19 protein-coding genes are annotated in these 21,375 nt (G+C 71.8%); 9 read left to right on the top strand and 10 right to left on the bottom strand.

Going from position 1 to position 21,375, the window contains the following annotated elements; all coding sequences use genetic code 11:
* The first annotated feature begins 57 nt into the window (after positions 1–57).
* A complete protein-coding gene (locus KCH48_RS07735; RefSeq protein WP_210571385.1) occupies positions 58–342 on the top strand; it encodes a DUF6332 family protein in 285 nt (94 codons plus the stop codon).
* On the opposite strand, the gene KCH48_RS07730 is transcribed toward KCH48_RS07735, so the two are convergent.
* From KCH48_RS07730 to KCH48_RS07720, 3 genes are read right to left on the bottom strand one after another with little or no spacing between them, the layout of a single operon-like run.
* Positions 303–968, bottom strand: coding sequence for a response regulator transcription factor (locus KCH48_RS07730; RefSeq protein WP_210571384.1), 666 nt, complete (start codon positions 966–968; stop codon positions 303–305). The two genes, KCH48_RS07735 and KCH48_RS07730, sit on opposite strands and share 40 nt — an antisense overlap.
* A complete protein-coding gene (locus KCH48_RS07725) occupies positions 965–2,194 on the bottom strand; it encodes a sensor histidine kinase (RefSeq protein ID WP_210571383.1) in 1,230 nt (409 codons plus the stop codon). The genes KCH48_RS07730 and KCH48_RS07725 overlap by 4 nt, the downstream gene beginning before the upstream one ends.
* 53 nt (positions 2,195–2,247) lie before the next feature.
* On the bottom strand, positions 2,248–4,401 hold the full coding sequence (locus KCH48_RS07720; protein ID WP_210571382.1) for an MMPL family transporter: 2,154 nt from the start codon (positions 4,399–4,401) through the stop codon (positions 2,248–2,250).
* A 108-nt stretch (positions 4,402–4,509) separates the two neighbouring features.
* Between KCH48_RS07720 and KCH48_RS07715 the strand changes: the two genes are divergently transcribed.
* Positions 4,510–5,331: an AfsR/SARP family transcriptional regulator gene (locus KCH48_RS07715; protein WP_210571381.1), complete on the top strand. Its 822-nt coding sequence runs from the start codon at positions 4,510–4,512 to the stop codon at positions 5,329–5,331.
* Between the two features lie 98 nt (positions 5,332–5,429).
* Here KCH48_RS07715 and KCH48_RS07710 read toward each other — a convergent pair whose 3' ends face one another.
* The gene (locus KCH48_RS07710; protein ID WP_210571380.1) at positions 5,430–6,116 is read right to left on the bottom strand and encodes a TetR/AcrR family transcriptional regulator; all 687 of its coding nucleotides are present in this window, start codon (positions 6,114–6,116) and stop codon (positions 5,430–5,432) included.
* Between the two features lie 210 nt (positions 6,117–6,326).
* Here KCH48_RS07710 and KCH48_RS07705 point away from each other — a divergent pair, with 210 nt between their 5' ends.
* The gene (locus KCH48_RS07705; protein ID WP_210571379.1) at positions 6,327–6,782 is read left to right on the top strand and encodes a nitroreductase family deazaflavin-dependent oxidoreductase; all 456 of its coding nucleotides are present in this window, start codon (positions 6,327–6,329) and stop codon (positions 6,780–6,782) included.
* On the opposite strand, the gene KCH48_RS07700 is transcribed toward KCH48_RS07705, so the two are convergent.
* Positions 6,772–8,013, bottom strand: a complete 1,242-nt coding sequence (locus KCH48_RS07700) for a geranylgeranyl reductase family protein (protein ID WP_210571378.1) — start codon at positions 8,011–8,013, stop codon at positions 6,772–6,774. The two genes, KCH48_RS07705 and KCH48_RS07700, sit on opposite strands and share 11 nt — an antisense overlap.
* Positions 8,014–8,146: 133 nt before the next feature.
* On the opposite strand from KCH48_RS07700, the gene KCH48_RS07695 reads away from it, so the two are divergent.
* Positions 8,147–9,502: a dipeptidase gene (locus tag KCH48_RS07695; RefSeq protein WP_210571377.1), complete on the top strand. Its 1,356-nt coding sequence runs from the start codon at positions 8,147–8,149 to the stop codon at positions 9,500–9,502.
* A 39-nt stretch (positions 9,503–9,541) separates the two neighbouring features.
* On the opposite strand, the gene KCH48_RS07690 is transcribed toward KCH48_RS07695, so the two are convergent.
* Positions 9,542–10,582: an NUDIX hydrolase gene (locus tag KCH48_RS07690; protein ID WP_210571376.1), complete on the bottom strand. Its 1,041-nt coding sequence runs from the start codon at positions 10,580–10,582 to the stop codon at positions 9,542–9,544.
* Positions 10,583–10,726: 144 nt separating this feature from the next.
* Complete coding sequence (locus KCH48_RS07685; protein ID WP_210571375.1) at positions 10,727–11,065, bottom strand: hypothetical protein; 339 nt, start codon at positions 11,063–11,065, stop codon at positions 10,727–10,729.
* A 135-nt stretch (positions 11,066–11,200) separates the two neighbouring features.
* Between KCH48_RS07685 and KCH48_RS07680 the strand changes: the two genes are divergently transcribed.
* Positions 11,201–11,539, top strand: a complete 339-nt coding sequence (locus KCH48_RS07680) for a hypothetical protein (RefSeq protein ID WP_210571374.1) — start codon at positions 11,201–11,203, stop codon at positions 11,537–11,539.
* 121 nt (positions 11,540–11,660) lie between these two features.
* Positions 11,661–13,682 carry an NPCBM/NEW2 domain-containing protein gene (locus KCH48_RS07675; protein ID WP_210571373.1) on the top strand — a complete coding sequence of 674 codons (2,022 nt, stop codon included), beginning with the start codon at positions 11,661–11,663 and terminating at the stop codon, positions 13,680–13,682.
* Positions 13,683–13,896: 214 nt separating this feature from the next.
* Here KCH48_RS07675 and KCH48_RS07670 read toward each other — a convergent pair whose 3' ends face one another.
* Positions 13,897–14,850 carry an ROK family protein gene (locus tag KCH48_RS07670; RefSeq protein WP_210571372.1) on the bottom strand — a complete coding sequence of 318 codons (954 nt, stop codon included), beginning with the start codon at positions 14,848–14,850 and terminating at the stop codon, positions 13,897–13,899.
* 168 nt (positions 14,851–15,018) lie between these two features.
* On the opposite strand from KCH48_RS07670, the gene KCH48_RS07665 reads away from it, so the two are divergent.
* Both KCH48_RS07665 and KCH48_RS07660 read left to right on the top strand, forming a co-directional pair.
* Positions 15,019–16,125 (top strand): LacI family DNA-binding transcriptional regulator, encoded by a 1,107-nt coding sequence (locus KCH48_RS07665; protein WP_210571371.1) that lies wholly within the window; start codon positions 15,019–15,021, stop codon positions 16,123–16,125.
* A 7-nt stretch (positions 16,126–16,132) separates the two neighbouring features.
* Positions 16,133–16,927: a hypothetical protein gene (locus KCH48_RS07660; RefSeq protein WP_210571370.1), complete on the top strand. Its 795-nt coding sequence runs from the start codon at positions 16,133–16,135 to the stop codon at positions 16,925–16,927.
* Here KCH48_RS07660 and KCH48_RS07655 read toward each other — a convergent pair.
* Together KCH48_RS07655 and KCH48_RS07650 are read right to left on the bottom strand one after the other, a co-directional pair.
* Positions 16,873–18,834, bottom strand: a complete 1,962-nt coding sequence (locus tag KCH48_RS07655; RefSeq protein WP_210571369.1) for a serine/threonine-protein kinase — start codon at positions 18,832–18,834, stop codon at positions 16,873–16,875. The two genes, KCH48_RS07660 and KCH48_RS07655, sit on opposite strands and share 55 nt — an antisense overlap.
* A gap of 104 nt (positions 18,835–18,938) precedes the next feature.
* Positions 18,939–20,243 (bottom strand): aldolase/citrate lyase family protein, encoded by a 1,305-nt coding sequence (locus KCH48_RS07650; protein WP_210571368.1) that lies wholly within the window; start codon positions 20,241–20,243, stop codon positions 18,939–18,941.
* Between the two features lie 194 nt (positions 20,244–20,437).
* Here KCH48_RS07650 and KCH48_RS07645 point away from each other — a divergent pair, with 194 nt between their 5' ends.
* Complete coding sequence (locus KCH48_RS07645) at positions 20,438–21,349, top strand: endonuclease/exonuclease/phosphatase family protein (RefSeq protein WP_210571367.1); 912 nt, start codon at positions 20,438–20,440, stop codon at positions 21,347–21,349.
* Positions 21,350–21,375: the final 26 nt, after the last annotated feature.

Raw genomic sequence — 21,375 nt, 5'->3', positions numbered from 1 at the left:
GGCGCTGCCCGGCGGAGCTGCTTGCTCCGTCGGGCGCGCGCCTGTGAGACTGCGCGGATGAGTGAAAACGGGGGGCGGCGTAGTCAGGCGCAGCGGGACGCGATCACCGTCGAGATCGGGTACGCGTTGTTCAGCGGGGCGTTCGCGGCGGCTGTCGTCTTCGGGGCCTTCGCCGGTCCGGCGCTGCTTTTCGAACTGCCCGGCGGCTTGGAGACGTTGCTGCTGCGCACCGGGCTCGTGGTCGCGCCGGTGCTCTTCGTCGCCCGTGTCGTCAGTGTGCTGCTCCGCTTCCGGCAGTCGCCTCAGCCCAGCCAGCCCGGCCGCACCAGCCCCGACTCGTAGGCCAGCACGACGAGTTGGGCGCGGTCCCGGGCGCCCAGCTTCACCATCGTGCGGCTGACGTGGGTCTTCGCGGTGAGCGGGCTGACGACCAGGCGGCGGGCGATCTCGTCGTTGGACAGGCCGATGCCGACCAGCGCCATCACCTCCCGTTCCCGCTCGGTGAGTTCACCGAGGGCGTCGGCGGCCGCGGGCTCCTTGGAGCGGGCGGCGAACTCGGCGATCAGGCGGCGTGTCACGCCCGGCGAGAGCAGCGCGTCGCCTCCGACCACCGCCCGTACGGCGCGCAGCAGTTCCTCCGGCTCGGTGTCCTTGACCAGAAAGCCGGAGGCGCCGGAGCGGATCGCCTCGAAGACGTACTCGTCGAGCTCGAAGGTGGTGAGCATGACGACCTTGACGTCCTTCAGCTCGGCTTCGTCGGTGATACGACGGGTCGCGGCCAGTCCGTCGAGCTTGGGCATGCGGATGTCCATGAGGACGACGTCGGGGCGCAGTTCGCGCACCATGCGCAGTGCCTCCTCACCGTCAGCGGCCTCCCCGGCGACCTCGATGTCCGGCTGGGCGTCGAGCAGCGCCTTGAAGCCTGCGCGGACCAGCGACTGGTCGTCGGCGAGCAGTACGCGGATCACCGGTCGTCCTCCTTGGCGTTGAGCGGCAGCACCGCCAGCACACGGAATCCGCCGTCGTCGCGCGGTCCCGCCTCGATCGTGCCACCGAGGGCCGCGGCCCGCTCCCGCATTCCGGCCAGTCCGTTGCCGCTGCCGCCCGCGTCGGCGCCGGTCGCGGGCCCGTCGTCGTCGATCCGCAGCCGTAGCGCCCCGGCCCCGTGATCGAGGTGCACGCGCGCGTGCCGCGAGCCCGAGTGCCGTACGACATTGGTGAGGGCCTCCTGGACGATACGGAACGCGGCGAGGTCCGCGCCGGGCGGCAGCGGCCGGGACTCGCCCTCGACCTCGACGGAGAGGCCCGCGCTCGCCGCCTGCTCCACCAGTTCGGGCAGCCGGTCGAGGCCGGGTGCCGGGGCGCGCGGCGCGTCACCCGGCGTGCGGAGCGTGTCGAGGACCTGGCGGACCTCGCCGAGCGCCTCCTTGCTGGCGGCCTTGATGGTGCTGAGCGCCGTGCGCGCCTGCTCGGGGTCGGAGTCGAGGAGCGCGAGACCGACGCCCGCCTGGACGTTGATGACCGAGATGCTGTGCGCGAGGACGTCGTGCAGCTCGCGCGCGATCCGCAGCCGCTCCTCGTCGGCACGCCGTTTCGCCGCCTGGGCGCGCTCGGCCCGCTCCCGGGCCCACTGCTCCCGCCGGACCTTGACCAGCTCGGCCAGCGCCACGATGGCGACGACCCAGGCGGCGACGACGCCTTCCGTCCCCCAGGGCTGAGGCCCGTCCCCGGACGGCGGCAGCCAGCGATACAGCCAGTGCGCGATCAGCACATGCCCGATCCAGAGCATCCCCACGGCCGCCCAGGCGGCCCGCCGGTGCCCCGTGACGATGGCGCCGAAGCAGGCCAGGGCCACGGCCAGGAAGATCGGCCCGTACGGATACCCGGCACCGAAGTAGACCATCGCGGCCGTCGCCGTCCCGAAGACCACGGCGACCGGATACCGCTTCCGCCACAGCAGCACGACACAGGCCACGCCCAGCAGCGCCCGCGCGAAGGGGTCGAGCGCCGCGCGTTCGTCGACCTGCGCCTCGGCCGCGAAGCCCGAGCCGACCAGCACGAACACGGTGAGCGCCACGGTGGAACGCCAGGGCCACTGGGCCCCCCGCTCCTCGTCGTCCCAGCGGTGCGCCCACGGCGGCCCATACCGCCACAACGGCGGCGGACCTCCACCGCGTACCCCAAGCCTGTCCATGTCCGCAACGCTAGACGCCACGCACCACCTGCGACGTCAGCCGGACGGGGTGATCACACGTACTCCCCGCGAAGTACGTCCTCCTCCGCCTTTTCCTCCCGTACCCGCAGCCGGCGCAGCCGCCTCGGCGCCCACCAGTTCGCCCGCCCCGCCAGCCGCATCGTCACCGGCAGCAGCACGACCCGGATGAGGGTGGCGTCGACGAGGATCGTCAGGGCGGTCCCGATGCCGAGTTCCTTGAGGAAGACGACGCCTCCGGTGGCGTACGACAGGAACGACAGCGCCAGGATCCCGGCCGCGGCGGTGATCAGCGGCGCGCTGCGCCGGATGCCCTCGCCGACGGCCTGCTCGGTGTCGCCGGTGCGGTCATGTTCCTCCTTGATCCGTGCGAGCAGGAACACCTCGTAGTCCATGGACAGCCCGTACGCCACGCAGAACATCAGTACCGGGATGCTCGGCTCGATCGAGCCCGTCGGGGTGAAGCCGAGAAGCCCGGACAGATGCCCGTCCTGGAAGACCCACACCAGACAGCCGAACATCACCGACAGACTGAGCAGATTCAGCACGGTCGCCTTCGCGGGCAGCAGCACGCTCCCGGTCATCAGGAAGAGGATCACGTACGTCGCCACCAGCACGATCCCGATCGCGAGCGGGAGCCGGTCGAGCAACGTGGAGCGGAAGTCGGCCATCTCGCCCGGGTAGCCGCCGACCAGGGCGGGAGCGGGGGCCGGGGTGTCCCTGACGCGTTCGACGAAGGCGGGGACGTCTCCGTACATGGCCTGCTGGGTGGGTACGACGGCCAGGCGCACGCTTCCGTCGGGTGCCCTCAGCCGGTCCTGGCCGGCGGGTGCGGTGCGCACTCCCTCGCGGTAGGTCCCTTCGGGTGCGTCGACCTGGAACACGCCCGGGAGACGGGAGAGTTCGGCGGCGTACGCGCGCGTGTCGGCCGGCTCGCCGAGGACGACCTGGACGGTGTCCGTGGGTTCGGCGGCGAACTCGCGGTGCACGATCTCGGAGGTGGTGCGCGAGGACGTGCCCTCGGGGAGCGTGCGCTCGTCGGGGAGGCCGAAGCGCAGGCCGAGCAGGGGTGAGGCGGCGACAAGCAGGATCGTGAGGACGCCGGCGCCGGCGAGGAGCGGGCGGCGCATGGCGGCGAGGGCCGTGCGGTGCCAGAAACCGGAGGCGGGTGCCGTGGGACGCTCCACCCGGTGACCCCAGCGTCCGAGCGCGGCAGGGAGGAGGAGCACGGCTCCGGCCACCGCGATGAGCACGACGAGGACACCGGCGTACGCGAACGACCGCAGGAAGAAGAACGGGAACACCAGCAGCGCGCACAGCGACACCGCGACCGTGACGCCGCTGAACACGACGGTCCGCCCGGCCACGGCGGTCGCCCTGACCACCGCCGCCTGTTGATCCCGGCCAGCCGTACGTTCCTCGCGGTAGCGGTTGATCACGAACAGGCTGTAGTCGACGCCGAGTCCGAGGCCGAGTACGAGTGCCAGGTTCGCGCCGAACGTCGACACCTCGGTGAAGCGCGCGAGCAGACGCAGTCCGGCGAGGGTGCCGAGGACCGCGAACAGGCCGACTCCGACGGTCAGCAGGGCGGCCGTGGTGCGCCGGTAGACGAGGATCAGCAGAAGGAGTACGGCGGGCAGCGCGAAGGCCTCCGCGCGCAGGAAGTCGGTGCGTGCCTGCTCACTCACCTGCCGGGAGATCTCCTCCTGGCCGCCTGCGCGGACGTCGAGTTCGGGTGTGGTGCGGGTCAACTGGGGTGACAGTGTGCCGAGTTCCGCACGGATCTCGGTGGGGGTGCCTTCGAGGTGGGCCAGGATCAGGGCGCGGCGTCCGTTCTCGCCGCGCAGGGCGGGGCTGCCGGCGTCCCAGTAGGCGGTGACGTCCGTGACGAGCGGCAACTGCTCTACCTCGGCGGTCAGTTCGCGGGCCGCCCGTTCGGTGCGTGCGCTGTCCACGTCGCCGTCGCGGGCCGTGACGAGCAGGGCGAGATTGGGGTTGCCGGTGCCGAAGTCGTCGCGCAGCCGGTCACCCGCGTGCACGGACTCGGTGCCGGGGGCGCTCCACCCCGAGAGGTCGAGGTCGTCCTGGGCGCCCGCGCCGTACGCGCCTAGGCCGAGGAGGACGAGAACCGCGCCGATCAGCACGGCACGGCTGTACCGCACGGCGAGTCGGCCGAGCCGAGTGAGCATGAAGTCGCCTTTCTGCGGAGGCTGGTGTGCTCCCACACCGTCGGCCGGGCCGCTGGAAGGCCCGCTGGAAGATCCGCTGGAAGACGGGGTGCGCGTTACGCTCGACGCATGGGGACAACGGGGACTGCGCGCGGCCCGCACACGGCGACGACGGCGGCTTCACCCGCCCTGCGCTGCGAACTGCTCGGCCCACTGCGCGCGTTGCGCGACGGCGTGGAGATCCCGCTCGGCCCACCGAAACAACGCGCGGTGCTCGCCGTCCTGTTGCTCCAGGAGGGGCGCCCCTTGTCCTACGACGGCCTGGTCGAGGCCGTGTGGGGCGGGACGCCGCCGGTGCATGTGCGCAACCTGGTGCAGAAGTACGTCTCCGGTCTGCGCCGCGCGCTCGGGGACGGGCCGGAGCTGTCGTGGACCGGCACCGGATACCTGCTCACCGGCGTCGAGGCCGACGACCTGCGCGAACGGCGCCGCCTGGTCGACCAGGCCCTGGCGGCACGGGACGCGGGCGAGCTGCGGCAGGCCGGTGAACTGGCCCGGCGTGCCGAGGAATTGTGGCGCGGCGACTTCGCCGAGGGCCTGCAGGCGCCCTACCTTGCCGCGGAGCGACTGCGCTGGGCCGAGAAACGGCTCACCGTCCTCGAAGCCCGGCTCGCCGGAGCGATCGAACTCGGCCAGTCCTTCGAGTACGTCCACGAACTCGTCCGGCTCGTGGCCGCCCACCCGTTGCGCGAGCGCCTCGTCGAGCTGCTGATGCTGGCCCTGTGCCGCACCGGCCGGCCGACCGACGCGCTCACCGCATACGAGGCCGCACGGCAACGCCTCGCCGAGGCGATGGGCGCGGATCCGGGGCCCGCGCTGCGATCACTGCACGAGCGGATCCTGCGCCAGGACCCGGAACTGCTGCCGGCGCTGGTGGTGCCGGTGCCGTAGCCCCTCTAAGTGGCCTCGGCTAAGTCGGCTACGGATCGACAGCGCCCCGATAGGGGCGCGGGGAACTGCGCGACCAGCCACAACGGACCCGCAGACGACTACACCAAGCCCACCCCATGGGCGAGTTGACCCACCGCATGCCGGAAGAACGTCGCGCGATCCTCCACGACCCGGTTGAACTGGCCGAACAACTCGAACCCGACCAGCCCGTACAGCTGGGCCCAGGCCGCGACGAGTGCGTTGACCGTCTCGGGGGGCAGGTCGGGCGCGATGTCGGCCGTCATCCGCTCGGCCTCGGCGCGCAGTTCGGCGGGCAGCGGCGGCTTGGCGAGGCCGAGGCCATGGTAGGCATCGCGGAGGATGCCGATGAAGACGAGGGCGACCCGGGATGCGGCGGGGACGGTGTCGTCGGGCGCGGTGTAGCCGGGGACCGGCGAACCATAGATCAGCGCGTACTCGTGCGGATGCCCCAGCGCCCACGCGCGTACCGCCTCGCACACCGTGACCCAGCGCTGTGCGGGCCCGGCGTCCGCGACCTTCTCGTGGGCCGCCTCCGCGCTCTGGCCCATCGAGTTGTAGGCGTCGATGATGAGGGCGGTGAGCAGGTCGTCGCGGCTCGGGAAGTAGCGGTAGAGCGCGGAGGACGCCATGCCGAGTTCGCGGGCCACGGCGCGCAGCGAGAGCTTGGCGGCGCCTTCGGCCGCGAGCTGTCTGCGCGCCTCGTCCTTGATGGCGGCGGTGACCTCGATCCTGGCTCGGGCGCGGGCTCCTTGTGCGGTGCTCATGCGAAGGAGTGTTCCACGTTTTCGGAGCAGTGCACACAAACAAGAGCGGGGAACGCAGAAAAGAGCGGCACACACAAAAGAGAGCAGTGCTCTTGCTTTGGATCACCGATCTCGGGCAGACTTCCGAGTGAAGCGAGAGCAGTGCTCACAATCACGATCGGCGCTCACCCAAGCGAGCACCGCTCACCCACAACGTCCCTGGGGGCCCAGATGTCCACGTCCACCCACGTCCAGAAGCCCGGCTGGTTCACCGTCAACGTCTTCAACCGCGCCGTGGCCTGGATGACGCGCCGCGGGCTCAGCGTCTGGGGCTCCCGGGTCCTCGCCGTCCGCGGACGCAAGAGCGGCGAGTGGCGCACGACACCGGTCAACCTGCTCACGGTGGACGGCACGCAGTACCTCGTCGCACCCCGCGGCCACGTCCAGTGGACGCACAACATGCGGGCCGCGGGCGGCGGTGAACTGCGGCTCGGGAAGAACGTGGAGACGTTCACCGCGACCGAGGTCGCCGACGACGACAAGCCCCCGCTGCTGCGCGCCTACCTCAAGCGCTGGAAGGCCGAGGTCGGTGTGTTCTTCAAGGGCGTGGGCCCCGACTCGTCCGACGAGGAGTTGCGGCGCATCGCGCCCGACCACCCCGTGTTCCGGATCACGGTCAAGAGCTGACCTCGCCGGCCTCCCCACCGACGGGCCGGCGGTCCAGCGCGGTCAGGGCGCGCTGGGCCATCGGATGCGAGCGGACCATCTCGCCCAGCGACGTCGCTCCGCGCGTGATGTCCGTGAACGCCTTCCAGGCGGGCCGGAAGCCGGTCAGCGCCGCGTGGAAGAGACCGGGGCGCCGCTCGAACACGGTCAGCAGCCGCTTGCCGACCGCCATCTCCACGCCCAGCCCGGCCTTGATGGCGAAGGCGTAGTTCAGGGCCTGGCGCCGGGTGTCCACCGCGTCGTTCGCCTCGGCGATCCGCACCGCCCACTCCCCCGCGAGCCGCCCCGACCGCAGCGCGAACGAGATGCCCTCGCGCGTCCACGGCTCGAGCAGCCCCGCCGCGTCCCCGCACACCAGCACCCGCCCGCGCGACAGCGGCGAGTCGTCGGCGCGGCAGCGCGTCAAGTGGCCGGAGGAGATGCTGGGTTCGAACCCCGCGAGCCCGAGCCGCCCGACGAAGTCCTCCAGGTACCGCTTCGTCGCCGCGCCCTCACCCCGCGCCGAGATGACCCCGACGGTCAGGGTGTCCCCCTTGGGGAACACCCACCCGTAACTGCCGGGCAGGGGCCCCCAGTCGATGAGCACCCGCCCCTTCCAGTCCTCGGCGACGGTCTCGGGCACCGGGATCTCCGCCTCCAGGCCCAGATCCACCTGGCCGAGCTTCACGCCGACGTGCGCCCCTATGCGGCTGGCGCTGCCGTCGGCCCCCACGACCGAACGCGCGAGCAGCGTCTCGCCGCCCTGCAGGACGACGGCGACCGTACGCCGGTCCGGCACCGCCGACCCGTGTTGCTCGACCCGTGCCACCGTGACGCCCGTACGCAGCTCGGCGCCCGCCTTCTGCGCGTGCTCGACGAGCTGCTGGTCGAACTCGGCGCGGTTGATCAGGCCGAACAGCATCTGCTTGGAGCGGCGTGTACGCGTGAAGCGCCCGTTGCTGGAGAACGTGACCGCGTGCACCCGGTCCCGCAGCGGCAGCTCGAAGCCGGGCGGCAGGGAGTCGCGCGAGGGGCCGATGATGCCGCCGCCGCATGTCTTGTAGCGCGGCAGTTCGGCCTTCTCCAGCAGCAGGACGCGGCGCCCCGCGACCGCCGCCGCGTACGCGGCCGAGGCCCCCGCGGGTCCCGCGCCCACCACGACGACGTCCCACACCTGCCGCACGTCGTCCGCCGAAGAGTTCTCGCTGCTCACGATGGTCTACTGCTCCCGATCAAGCCGCTGCCGCACCTGTCTCCCGCATCCTACGGCGGCCGTCGTCCGAGGCCGCTGTGGGAGGATCACAGCACTTACCTGTCATAACGTCGCACCCACAAGGAGCGTGCCCATGTCGTCGAATCCGGTCGCCGAGACCGTCGCCTCGCTGATGCCCAGGGCGCGGGCGGAGCTCACCGAACTGGTGGCGTTCAAGTCGGTGGCGGACTTCGACCAGTTCCCGAAGAGCGAGAGCGAGGGCGCCGCGAACTGGGTCGCCGACGCGCTGCGCGCCGAGGGCTTCCAGGACGTGGCCCTGCTCGACACCCCCGACGGCACGCAGTCCGTGTACGGCTATCTGCCCGGCCCCGAGGGCGCGAAGACGGTGCTCCTCTACGCCCACTACGACGTACAGCCGCCGCTCGACGAGGCCGCGTGGACCACGCCGCCCTTCGAACTGACCGAGCGTGACGGGCGCTGGTACGGGCGCGGGGCCGCCGACTGCAAGGGCGGCGTGATCATGCACTTGCTCGCGCTGCGCGCGCTCAAGGCGAACGGCGGCATACCCGTCCACGTCAAGGTGATCGCCGAGGGTTCGGAGGAGATGGGTACGGGCGGACTGGAGCGGTACGCCGAGGAACACCCGGAGCTCCTGGCGGCCGACACCGTCGTCATCGGCGACGCGGGCAACTTCCGCGTCGGTCTGCCGACGGTCACCTCCACCTTGCGCGGCATGACCCTGGTCCGCGTCCGCATCGACACGCTCGAAGGCAACCTGCACTCCGGCCAGTTCGGCGGGGCCGCGCCCGACGCGCTGGGCGCGCTGATCCGCGTACTGGACTCGCTGCGCGCGGAGGACGGTTCGACGACGGTCGACGGGCTCACCGACGAGTCGTCGTGGGACGGGCTGAGTTACGACGAGGAGCAGTTCCGCACGGACGCCAAGGTGCTGGACGGCGTAGAGCTGATCGGCTCCGGCACGGTCGCCGACCGCCTCTGGGCACGCCCGGCCGTCACCGTCCTCGGCATCGACTGCCCGCCGGTCGTCGGCGCCACCCCGTCCGTGCACGCGAGCGCCCGCGCGCTGATCAGCCTGCGGGTGCCGCCGGGCGTGGACACGGCCGACGCCACCAAGCTGCTCCAGGCTCACCTGGAGGCCCACACGCCGTGGGGCGCCCGGCTGCACTCCGAGCAGGTCGGCGGAGGCCAGGCTTTCCGCGCCGACACGAGCAGCCCGGCGTACCAGGCGATGGCGGACGCGATGGCGGTGGCCTACCCGGGCCAGGACATGCAGTACGCCGGCCAGGGCGGCTCCATCCCCCTCTGCAACACCCTCGCCGCCCTCTACCCGAACGCCGAGATCCTGCTCATCGGCCTAAGCGAGCCAGAGGCCCAGATCCACGCCGTGAACGAAAGCGTGTCCCCGCAGGAACTGGAGCGGCTCTCGGTGGCGGAGGCACTGTTCCTGCGCAATTACGCGGGCAGCTGAGCCACCGGGCGATGTCCCCCAGGCCCGTAACGACGCAAGTCACGGTGTCGGAATTCCGGCCTCCAGGTACAGCGCCGCTCCGCGTTCCCGTGCGCGCAGCGCCCACCGGAGTCGCTCGTAGCGGACGGGTGGGAGCAGGTCGGCGGCCTCCGTTTCGGTGGCGAAGCGCCAGTCGCGCAGTTCGGGGCCGGGCAGGAGGAGGCGGTGGGCCTCGGTGGAGTCGAGGCGGCCGCCGTCGTAGAGGAGGCGGAGGCCGCCGTAGCCGGGCGGAGCGGGGGGTTCCCAGTCCACGACGAGGAGGCGGGGGACGTCGTCGAGCCGTATGCCGGTCTCCTCGGTGACCTCGCGCATGCCCGCGCGCGCGGGCGCCTCACCGGGTTCGACGACACCGCCGGGGAACTCCCAGCCTGCCTTGTAGGTGGGGTCGACGAGCAGGACCCGGTCGTGTTCGTCGAAGAGGAGGACGCCGGCGGCGACCGTCTCGGCGGTGGGTTCCGGGGTTTGGACGATGTCACATACCGGAACGCTCCCCCTGCTCACCGCGTCGGCGATACGGACCGCGGTCTCGTACGGGGTGAGGGCGCCGGTGTCGACGAGGTGGGCGTCCGCGGTGAGCCAGGACGCGAGGGCGGCTCGGTACGGCTCTATGTGGTCGTACGACCACTGCCGTATGCGCATCTCACCGTCGGGCAGGTCGGGCGGGACCTCCCGCCCGGCTATTCGTTCGCGCAGGATCGTTTCCGCCGGGGCGAGGAGCACATGCCGGACACTGATCCGGCGTGCGGCGAGTCCGCCGAAGATCTCGTCGCGGTAGTCCTGGCGCAGCAGGGTCATCGGGACCACCAGCGTGCCGCCGAGTTCGGCGAGCATCGCGGCCGCCGTGTCGATCAGCAGCCGCCGCCAGATCGGCAGATCCTGGTAGTCACCGACCTCGGCGAGGTGTTTGGGCGGGAGCAGGTGAGTGAGTGCTCCGCCGATGACCTCGGGGTCGAAGAGCGTGCTGTTCGGGATCAGGTCGATCAGTTCCCGTGCGGTGGTGGTCTTCCCCGCACCGAACGCACCGTTGATCCAGACGATCACGGTTCCCCCTCTTCTGTTGGCCCCCTGTGGCTTGCCCGCTCCACCCTGCCACCAAAACCAGCTCCCGTTGAGGGCGCACCGACGCAGGACGCCGGTGGCCCCGACCGCGGGGACACCGGCGTCGCGCTCCGGCCGTCGGCCTCGTCAGCCGATCTTGCCCTTGCCCTTCTGCCCGTGCGGGGTGTCGTCCAGGGCCATACGGAACTCCCGGGCGAGGAACGGGTCGACGGTGCCCATGGTCTCGTCGACGTCGACGACGGCCGGACTGTGAACCACGGCCGGGGTGCCGCCGAGAACAGCCGGACCGTGCAGTACGGCCGGACCGTGGAGAACGGCCGAGTCGCCGGGGGCGGCCGGACGGTCGGGAGCAGCCGGACCGCTGGGCGCGGCGGGATCGTCGCCGTGGGCTTGGGACGGCGACACAGCCGCGACGACGAATCCGGTGGCAAGGGAGGCGATGGCGAGCATGCTGCGCTTCTTCATGCCCCGCTCAACTGCGCGGACCGGGCCGGGGTCACGCACCCCTTCCCGAGGGAACCGGAACGGATGGCATCCATCCCCAACTGGCACGCTCTGCCGTGACGGCCACGACAAGGGCGGCCACGCCAAGGAGGGCGGATGGACGAGCAGGACCGGCACATCCACGTCGACGCGAAGGTGCTGCACAACAGCGCCGCCACGCGCAACATCCTGGCGTCCACGTTCGCTCTCGCCGGCGACATCCCGAGCACCGTCACCGCCGGATGCGGCCTGCGTGTGCCGTACGCGATGACCTCCGCGCGCCCGGAGAGTGTTACCTGCCTGCCCTGCCGTGAGCACGCCGCCCGTGAACACCTGCACCTCGCCGAGGACATGGAGCGGCTGGGCGGCATGGCGGGCTCCACGATGCCGCGGGATCAGGTGGCCGACGCGGCGGCCTCGCTGCGCGACCTCGCACGCCGTTTCTCGAGTGGCTGAACACAGACCCACACCATCGAACGCGCATCTTCCAACAGACTCCGACACGTCCTACCGTGAACGCACTGATGACGCGTGCATGCCGTCATCCCACCTTTCGCTGGTTCGGAGGAACGTAACGATGCGTCACCTTCACACCCGCACAACCCGCAGAAGAGTGGTCGGAGCACTCACGGCAGGACTCCTGTGCACGGCGGGCCTCGCCGCACCCGTCCACGCCGCCGAGGACGCCCACAGCGCGGCCCCCGCCGTGGCCGACGGCCTCGCCCTCACTCCGCCGATGGGCTTCAACAACTGGAACTCCACGCACTGCCGCGCCGAGTTCAACGAATCCATGGTCAAGGGGATCGCGGACATCTTCGTCGAGAAGGGACTCAAGGACGCCGGGTACGAATACGTCAACCTCGACGACTGCTGGGCCCTGCCGGAGCGCGACGCGAACGGCAAGCTCGTCCCCGATCCGGTCCGCTTCCCGAACGGCATCAAGGCCGTCGCGGACTATGTGCACTCCAAGGGGCTCAAGTTCGGCATCTACACGAGCGCGGGCACCAAGACCTGCAGCAACATCGGCTTCCCGGGCGCGCTGGGCCACGAGTACAGCGACGCCCAGCAGTTCGCGGACTGGGGCGTCGACTACCTGAAGTACGACAACTGCAACAACCAGGGCGTGGACGCGAAACTGCGCTACACGACCATGCGCGACGCCCTCAAGGCCACCGGGCGGCCCATCGTCTACAGCATCTGCGAATGGGGCCAGAACAAGCCCTGGGAGTGGGCGTCGGACGTCGGACATCTGTGGCGTACGACCGGCGACATCAGCGACACCTGGGGGTCGATGCTGTCGATTCTCAAACAGAACCTGCCGCTCGCGCAGTACGCCGGTCCCGGGCACTGGAACGACCCCGACATGCTGGAGGTCGGCAATGGCGGCATGACGGACACCGAGTACCGCTCGCACTTCTCGCTCTGGTCGATCATGGCCGCGCCTCTGCTGATCGGCTCCGACCTGCGCGAGGCCTCCGACGCGACCTTCGAGATCCTCGGCAACAAGGAGGTCATCGCGGTCGACCAGGACCCGCTGGGCAAGCAGGGCGCGGTCGTGTCGTCGGAGGGCGGACGCTGGGTCGTCGCCAAGGAGATGCGGGACGGCAGCCGCGCGGTGGCGCTCTTCAACGAGACCGGCAGCGCCCAGCGCGTCTCGACGACCGCGAAGGCCGTCGGCCTGCCCGAGGCCGGCGCCTACACCCTGCGCGACCTGTGGCAGCACAAGAGCTACAACACCGCGGGCACCATCTCGGCCACCGTCCCGGCGCACGGCACGGTCCTCGTCCGGGTCGCGCCCGACCCGCGCTGGGCCAAGTACCCGCCGGCCGTCGAACTCGGCCTGGACGGCAGCCCGTTGGTCGAGGCGGGTGAGCCGGCCGCACTGACGTCCACCGTCACCGACCTGGGACGCACGTCGGCCAAGCGCGTCTCCGTCGCGCTGACCGGTCCCGAGGGCTGGACCGTCAGGGCCACGTCACCGACGACCACCGCCTCCCTGCCGACCGGCCGTGCGCTGCGCACCAAGTGGTCCGTCACCGCCCCATCAGGGACGCCCTCCGGGTCGTACGACCTGACGCTCAAGGCGAGTTACCGCTCCCCGGCCGGTGTCCGCGTCGACAGCGCGGTGCCGATCGCCGTGTCGGTGGTGGTGCCGCCGCCCTCGGGGACGTCCGCACTGGGTGACGTTCCGTGGTTGTCGGCCGCCAACGGATGGGGCCCGGTCGAGCGCAACACCAGCAACGGGGAGAGCGAGGCGGGCGACGGCAACCCGATCACCATCGGCGGGGTGGCGTACGCGAAGGGGCTCGGTGTGCACGCCGAGAGCGCCGTCGAGTACTACGCCGGCGGTGCGTGCGAGACGGTGACCGCGGACGTCGGTGTCGACGACGAGAAGGGGGCGAACGGGACGGTCGCCTTCGAGATCTGGACGGACGGCACCAAGGCCGCCTCGACCGGCGTCCTCACCAACGCGATGCCCGCCCAGCCGCTCACCGCCGATGTGACGGGCGCCCAGCTGATCCGCCTCGTCGTCACCGACGGCGGCGACGGCATCGACTCCGACCACGCGGACTGGGCGGACGCACAGCTGAGCTGCTGATCCCGGCGGCGGGTCGCACCCATGCCACCCGCCTGCGAGACACCTCGGCGGCCGAGCCCTCCCCCCGGGCCGGCCGCCGAGTGGACGTTCCTGCGAGGCCCCGCCTCACTCAGCTGAGCTGCTGACCCTGCCGCCCGCCCGTACGACGACTCGGCGGCCGTGCTCCCTCCTGGGAGCCCGGCCGCCGAGTGAACGTTCCTGCCGAGGCGCCGCTTCACACGCCCGCAGCGGCCGCGTCCGGCCGCTTGGCGAGTGCGGCGGCGGCAGCGCCCACCAGTCCGGCGTCGGTCCCCATCTGTGCCGGCACCACGGTCAGGCGCTGTACGAAGGAGAGCGTCGCGTAGTCGCTCAACGCCTTGCGCAGCGGCGTGAAGAGCACATCGCCCGCCTTGCCGACGCCCCCGCCGACGACGGCGATGTCGATCTCGACGAGGGTCGCGGTGGCCGCGATGCCGGCGGCCAGGGCCTGGGCGGCGCGTTCGAAGGAGGCCACGGCGACGGGGTCGCCCTCGCGGGCGGCGGCGGCCACCGCGGCGGCGGAGGTGTCACCGTCGGGGCCCGGACTCCAGCCGCCTTCGAGGGCGCGCCGCGCGATGTTCGGGCCGCTCGCGATGCGCTCCACACAGCCGCGCGAACCGCACGGGCAGTCGTCGCCGTCGAGATCCACGCTGATGTGCCCGATGTGGCCCGCGTTGCCGGTCGGCCCGGGATGCAGCTGGCCGCCGAGGACCAGGCCGCCGCCGACCCCCGTGGAGACGACCATGCACAGCGCGTTGTCGTGGCCGCGGGCGGCGCCCTGCCAGTGCTCGGCCGCGGTGATCGCCACTCCGTCGCCGATCAGCTCGACGGGCAGCCCTCCGGCGGCGGCCCGCACCCGCCGTACGAGCGGGTAGTCGCGCCAGCCGGGCACGTTCACCGGGCTCACCGTGCCCGCGGAGGCGTCCACCGGTCCCGCGCTGCCGATACCGAGCGCGGTGGCCCGTCCCCACAGCTCGGACGCGGTCAGTTCGCCGAGCACCTCCTCGACGGCCGCCATCACGGTGTCGCCGTCCTCCTGTGCCGGAGTCGCGCGCTGGGCACGCACCAGGATGCTGCCGTGGCCGTCCACCAGCGCTCCGGCGATCTTGGTGCCGCCGATGTCGAGCGCAGCCACGAAGTCGGTGTGCATCTGTGTCTGATCTCCCGGTCAAGGATCGGTTCTCCCCGTCAACCACGGGAAAAGGGCGGGCCGGTCTCACGGTGGGGACGTAGGCCGGAGATTGCGGTGGACAGTCTCTCCCGCATCTGACAACGTTGTCCAGGCTCTATGCTCGACGCCACATCCTCATACATACCCATGGCCCGACGCATCCCCGTGGACGACAGGACAGGACACCGCACCGTGCCCGAGACCAGCCGCCGTGCAGATCGCCTCGCAGACCGCATCCCCGGGAACCGCTACGGCAATCGTCCGACCATGAAGGACGTGGCGGCGCGTGCGGGAGTCGGACTCAAGACCGTCTCGCGCGTGGTCAACGCGGAGCCGGGAGTCACCCCGGAGACGGAGCGCCGCGTCCAGGAGGCCATCGACGCGCTGGGCTTCCGCCGCAACGACAGCGCGCGGGTGCTGCGCAAGGGCCGCACGGCGAGCATCGGCCTGGTCCTGGAGGACCTCGCTGACCCGTTCTACGGTCCGCTCAGCCGCGCGGTCGAGGAGGTGGCCCGCGCGCACGGTGCCCTGCTCATCAACGGCTCCAGCGCGGAGGACCCGGACCGTGAGCAGGAGCTGGTGCTGGCGCTGTGCGCACGGCGGGTGGACGGGCTGCTGGTCATCCCGGCAGGTGACGACCACCGCTATCTGGAGCCCGAGCTGCGGGCGGGCGTGGCCACCGTGTTCGTGGACCGTCCGGCCGGGAAGATCGACGCCGATGTGGTGCTGTCGGACAGCTACGGCGGCGCCCGCGACGGTGTGGCCCACCTCATCGGCCACGGGCACCGCCGGATCGGCTTCATCGGCGACATGCCCCGCATCCACACGGCCGCCGAGCGGCTGCGCGGCTACCGGGCGGCCATGGAGGACGCGGGGATATCGGTCGAGGAGTCGTGGATGTCGCTGGGCGTGACCGACCCCGAGCGGGTGCGCCGCGCGGCCGAGGAGATGCTCTCCGGCCCCTCTCCCGTCACCGCGATCTTCGCGGGCAACAACCGGGTGACGGTCACCGTGGTCCGGGTGCTCGCCGAGCAGTCCCGCCGGGTCGCCCTGGTCGGGTTCGACGACATCGAGCTCGCCGATCTGCTGCAGCCGGGCGTCACGGTCGTCGCGCAGGACGCCGCCACCCTCGGCCGTACCGCGGCCGAGCGTCTCTTCCGCCAGCTGGACGGCTCGCTGGTCGTCCCGGAGCGCATCGAGCTCCCGACCCGGCTGATCACCCGCGGCTCGGGCGAACTGCCGCCGACGGACTGAGGTGCCTGTGGACGACCGCACCCTGGAATCGCTGGGCCTGGCCGAGGCTCCGCGCGATCATCCGCTGGACTACCCCGGTGTGTGGCCGGGCGAGTCCGGCCTCCTGGACGGTGACCGGCTGCTGCCGCTCGACCGTCTGGTGTACCAGGACCGCGTCCCCGTCCTCGCGGTCGGCTCCAACGCCTGCCCTGCCCAGCTGCGGTACAAGATGGCCGAGTCCGGGATCGGCGCCCCTGTCCCGATGGTGAAGGCCCGCGTCACGGGCGTCGAGATCGGCGTCTCCGCGCATGTGAGCCGCATGGGGTACGTGTCCGCGTCGCCGTTCGAAGCGCCGGGGCGGGTGCGGGAGTTGTTCGTCACCTGGCTGGACGCCGAGCAGCTCGCGGTGGTCGACGCGAGCGAGGGCGTGCCGCTGCCGGACGGCAACTACGGCCGCGCCTGGCTGCCCGCGCCGGAGGTGCTGGTGGAGTTGGCCGACGGCACCGCGCTGCCAGGCGCCTACATCTACGTCAATCGCCGCGGCGTCCTGCACAACGGCACCGGCGCGCCGCGCACCCACCCCGGGCAGCGGGCCCTGCTCACCGAACTCCTCACGGGTTCGCCCCGGTTGAGGGAGCTGTTCGGCGTCACCCCCGAGGACTTCTGCACACGCGCGCGTGCCGACGGGCGGGTGTGCGCGGCGGGGACGCGGCTGCTGGGCGAGGAGAAGCTGGTGACTTCCTCGGGGCTGGAGCGGTATCTGCCGGTTCAGCAGACCGGGAGTCCGGGGACCGGCTCGTCGTTGTTGCCGCCCCTGATGTAGACGTCGCTGACGTAGACGTTCGTGTTGCCGCTGTCGTCGTCCGTCTTGGCCCACCAGACGTTGGTCCACTCGCCGTAGGTCTCCCGGCGCCCCAGGTTGGACTGGCAGTAGAAATAGTTGGTGCCCTTGTTGAGGACTCCCACCTCGGTGCCGTCGACATACGAGGTGGCGGTGCGCCAGACCTCGCAGTTGTACTTGCCGCCGCCTATGGACACGCAGGCGGCCGTCGGCGCCGGGGTGGTCGCGCCGCCCCCGCCGTTCGCACCGCCGCCGCCCTCCGTGGTGCCGCCGCCGGCGGACTTGCTCGGCGTGGGCGTGGAAGCCTGGCCGCCGGACGCGCCCTCGCCCTTCTCGGGCGGCGGCGTCGTCGGGGTGCGCTTCTTCTCGTCCCCCTGCTCCGTGGGGTGAGCGGAGGCTGAGCGGTCGGCACCGGGACTGCCGGACGCCGAGGACGTGGCACCGGCGGAGGTGGTGGCGGAGGACGTGGGCCCGGCACCGGCTTCCGCGTCGCCGGTGTTGTTCAGCAGGGTGATGGTGACCGCGGTGGCCGCGAGGACGACGGTCACCGCCGCGGCGGCCAGCAGCACGCGGCCGTTGCGGCGGGAAGGAGGCGACGCGGGGATGGGGCCGGTGGCGGCCGAGGCCTGGGCGGCGGACGCGGCGGAGCCGGGCACGCCGGAGCCGTCCCGCACCGGCGAACCGGAACCGGGCGTCGGCGAATCCGCCCGCTCCAGCGATCCGAAGCCGGGTCTCCCCTGACCCGCCTGTGCCGGCGACCCGAAGACGGGCGTCTGCGAACCGGCCTGTCCGTCCTGCCCGGACCGTCCCGGCGCGTCCGCCCCCGGTGCCGCCGACTGCCCGGACCGCCCCGGCGCGCCCGCCCCATGTGCCGCCGACTGCCCCTGCCGTCCCGGCCCGTCCGCCCCCAGTGCCGCCGACGCACCGGACTCCGGCGGCCCGAACCCCGGCGGTACCGCCGGAACGCTGCGCTGTGTCTCCTCCCGGGGTTCCCCGCTCCCCCGCAGCATCGTCGTCGGTACGTCCGTCCCGGAGTCGTCCGCCACCCGCTGGAGCAGCTCCCGCGCCGCGTCGGCCTCCGGACGGCCCTCGGGGCGCTTGTCCAGCAGGAGTTGGAGGACGGGGCCCAGGTGCCCGGCCCGGCGTGGCTCCGGCAGCGGTTCGGAGACGATCGCGGTGAGGGTGGAGTAGGTCGACGTACGGCGGAAGGGCGAGACGCCCTCGACGGCCGCGTAGAGCGTCGCGCCCAGGGCCCAGACGTCGGAGGCCGGGCCGGGGTCGGCGCCCTGGGCCCGCTCGGGTGCCAAGTAGTCCAGGGAGCCGACGAGTTCGCCGCTGCGGGTGAGGTGGGTGGCGGAGCCGTCGCCCGGGTCCTCCATGGTGGCGATACCGAAGTCGGTGAGGACGACTCGGCCGGTCCGCTCCAGCAGGATGTTGCCGGGCTTCACGTCACGGTGAAGGACACCGGCGCGATGGGCGGCGGCCAGCGCGTCCATCACCTTGGCGCCGATCCTGGCCGCCTCGCGCGGGTCGATGGTGCCGTGTTCCCGCAGCACGTCGTCCAGGGACGGGCCGTCCACCAGCTCCATGACGATCAGCGGGCGGCCGTCGACCTCGGCGACGTCGTGCACGGCCACGACTCCGGGATGGCGCATCCGGGCCGCGGCGCGGGCCTCACGCTGCATCCGCACCCGGAGATCGGCGAGTTCGGGTCCGTCGGCGTCGGTGTACGTGCGCAGTTCCTTGACGGCGACCTCGCGGCCGAGCACCTCGTCGACGGCTCTCCAGACCACGCCCATGCCGCCGCGCCCGAGTTGCGCCACAGCACGATAGCGCCCGGCCAGCAGCCGACCGGTCCCGTCCGCCTGTCCGTACTCCCCCGAAGACACCGCCGCCCCGTTCCTGTGACACGTCTGATGCGTGGTGACCAGACTAAGGGGCGTCAGTGACAACGCGGCCGGGAGGCCTCGGCTGTGACAGCTCCGCTACTTCGTCACTTGGCCAAGACCGTGAGATCGGCCCGCCTGGGCGCCGCGAAGCCCTCCAGGTCGGCCCGGGTCAGCCCGGTCGCGCGGGCGACCTCGGCGATGTCCAGCGCGCCGCAGTCCAGGCCGCGCAGCAGATAGCCGCTGAGGGCCTTGGCGGTGGCGGGCTCGTCCATGACGTCGCCGCCCGCCCGGTTGGCGTACCGGGTGAGGCGGGCCGCGGCCTGCTCGAAGCCCTCGCGGTAGAAGGCGAAGACGGCCGCGTACCGGGTCGGGATGTGCCCGGGGTGCATGTCCCAGCCCTGGTAGTAGGCGCGGGCCAGGGCGCGCCGGGTGAGGCCGTAGTGCAGTCGCCAGGCGTCGTGGACCTTCTCGGTCGTACCGACCGGGAGGACGTTGGTGGAGCCGTCCGACACGCGTACGCCGGTGCCTGCCGCCGCGACCTGCATGATCGCCTTGGCGTGGTCGGCGGCCGGGTGGTCGCTGGCCTGGTGGGCGGCGGAGACGCCGAGGCAGGCGCTGTAGTCGAAGGTGCCGTAGTGCAGTCCGGTGGCGCGGCCGTCGGCGGCCTGGATCATGCGGGCGACGGTCGCGGTGCCGTCGGCGGCGAGGATGGACTGGCTGGTCTCGATCTGGATCTCGAAGCCGATCCGGCCGGGCTCGATGCCGCGCGCCTTCTCGAAGGCCTCCAGGAGCCGCACCATGGCGGTGACCTGCTCGGCGTAGGTCACCTTGGGCAGCGTCAGGACCAGCCCGCCGGGCAGCCCGCCCGCCTCCATGAGGCCGGTGAGGAAGATGTCCAGGGTGCGGATGCCCCGGTCGCGGACCGGCGCCTCCATGCACTTCATGCGGATGCCCATGTACGGCGCCGCCGTGCCGTTCTCGTAGGCCTGAGCGATGAGCCGTGCCGTGCGTGCCGCCGCCTCGTCCTCCTCGGCGTCCGGGCGCGGGCCGTAGCCGTCCTCGAAGTCGACGCGCAGGTCTTCGATGGGCTCGCGTTCCAGCTTGGCGCGCACGCGCGCGTACACGGGCTCGGCGAGGTCGTCCGCGAGGCCGAGGACGGCGGCGAAGGCGGCGGCGTCCGGGGCGTGTTCGTCGAGGGCGGTGAGGGCCTGGTCGCCCCAGGAGCGGACGGCGCCGGCGGCGAAGACGTCTGCGGGGACGTAGACGGTGTGGACGGGCTGGCGGGTGCCGGGGTCGCCGGGATAGCGGCGCTCCAGTTCGGCGTCGACCGGCGCGAGAGAGGCGCTGATCTCCTCGCTGACGGCGCCCGCGAGGCTCGTCGCCACCTGCTCCTGCTGGCCCTGACCCATCCCACAGCCTCCTGTTTTCCGCTCTACGGAATCAACAATCCGTAGAACGAAGTTATCCGGGGATCTTCCCGCCGGTCAACACCACTTCCGTATCGGTCCACTCCGGGCTATCGGCATGTTCACGCCCATCTCACGTGACGGTAGAACACTTCCGTATGCACGACTCGTCCGGCAGCCCTACCGAAGGAGCCCCCGTGCCGCAGCACAGCCGAGTCACGCGCCGTCTGGGTATGAAGGCCGCGTTAGCGGCGGCGGTCGCCGTTCCGCTCTCCAGTACAGCACTGTCCGGACCGTCCGCCTCGGCGGGCGAATCCCGGTCCACGGGCCGTCGCCTGAAGGTCATGTCCTTCAACCTGCGCTTCGCCAGCACCACCGAGCCCAACAGCTGGGCCGTCCGCAGACCGGTGATGCGCGAACTGCTGCACCGCGAGGCCCCGCACGTCATCGGCACTCAGGAGGGCATCTTCCACCAGCTGCTCGACATCGGGAACGATCTCGGCAGCCACTACGACTGGATCGGCACCGGCCGCCTGCACGGCAGCCGGGACGAGTCCATGGCGGTCTTCTACGACAGGCGACGCCTCACGCCCACCGAGTACGACCACTTCTGGCTCTCCGACACCCCGGACGTGATCGGCTCGAACACCTGGGGCGCGGGCTTCGCCCGGATGGTCACCTGGGTCCGCTTCCGCGACCGGCACGACGGCGGACGGGAGTTCTACGTCCTCAACACACACTTCGACCACGCCAGCCAGTACGCGCGCGAGCGCTCCGCCCAACTCATCGCCCAGCGGCTCACCGGCCTCGACCGCTCCCTGCCCTTGATAGCGACCGGCGACTTCAACGTGGCCGCCCACAAGAACGTCGTCTACGACACCCTGCTCGACGCCGGTCTCGTCGACACCTGGGACACGGCCGCCGAGCGCGGCCCGCTGTACGCGACCTTCCACGGCTACCGGCCGCTGACGCCGAACGGCGACCGGATCGACTGGATCCTGACCACGCCGGGGGTCACGGCGCACAAGGCGTCGATCAACACCTTCGCCATGGACGGGCAGTTCCCGAGCGACCATCTGCCCGTGCAGGCGTCGCTGACCCTGGGATGAGCCGAGGCCCCCGCGACCGTCGGCAC

Origin of the sequence: Streptomyces sp. GESEQ-4 (assembly GCF_017948455.1) — a bacterium.
In the GTDB taxonomy this organism is placed as follows: domain Bacteria; phylum Actinomycetota; class Actinomycetes; order Streptomycetales; family Streptomycetaceae; genus Streptomyces.
The sequence above is the reverse complement of the archived record's forward strand: the minus strand, read 5'-3'. Positions and strand labels throughout refer to the sequence as shown.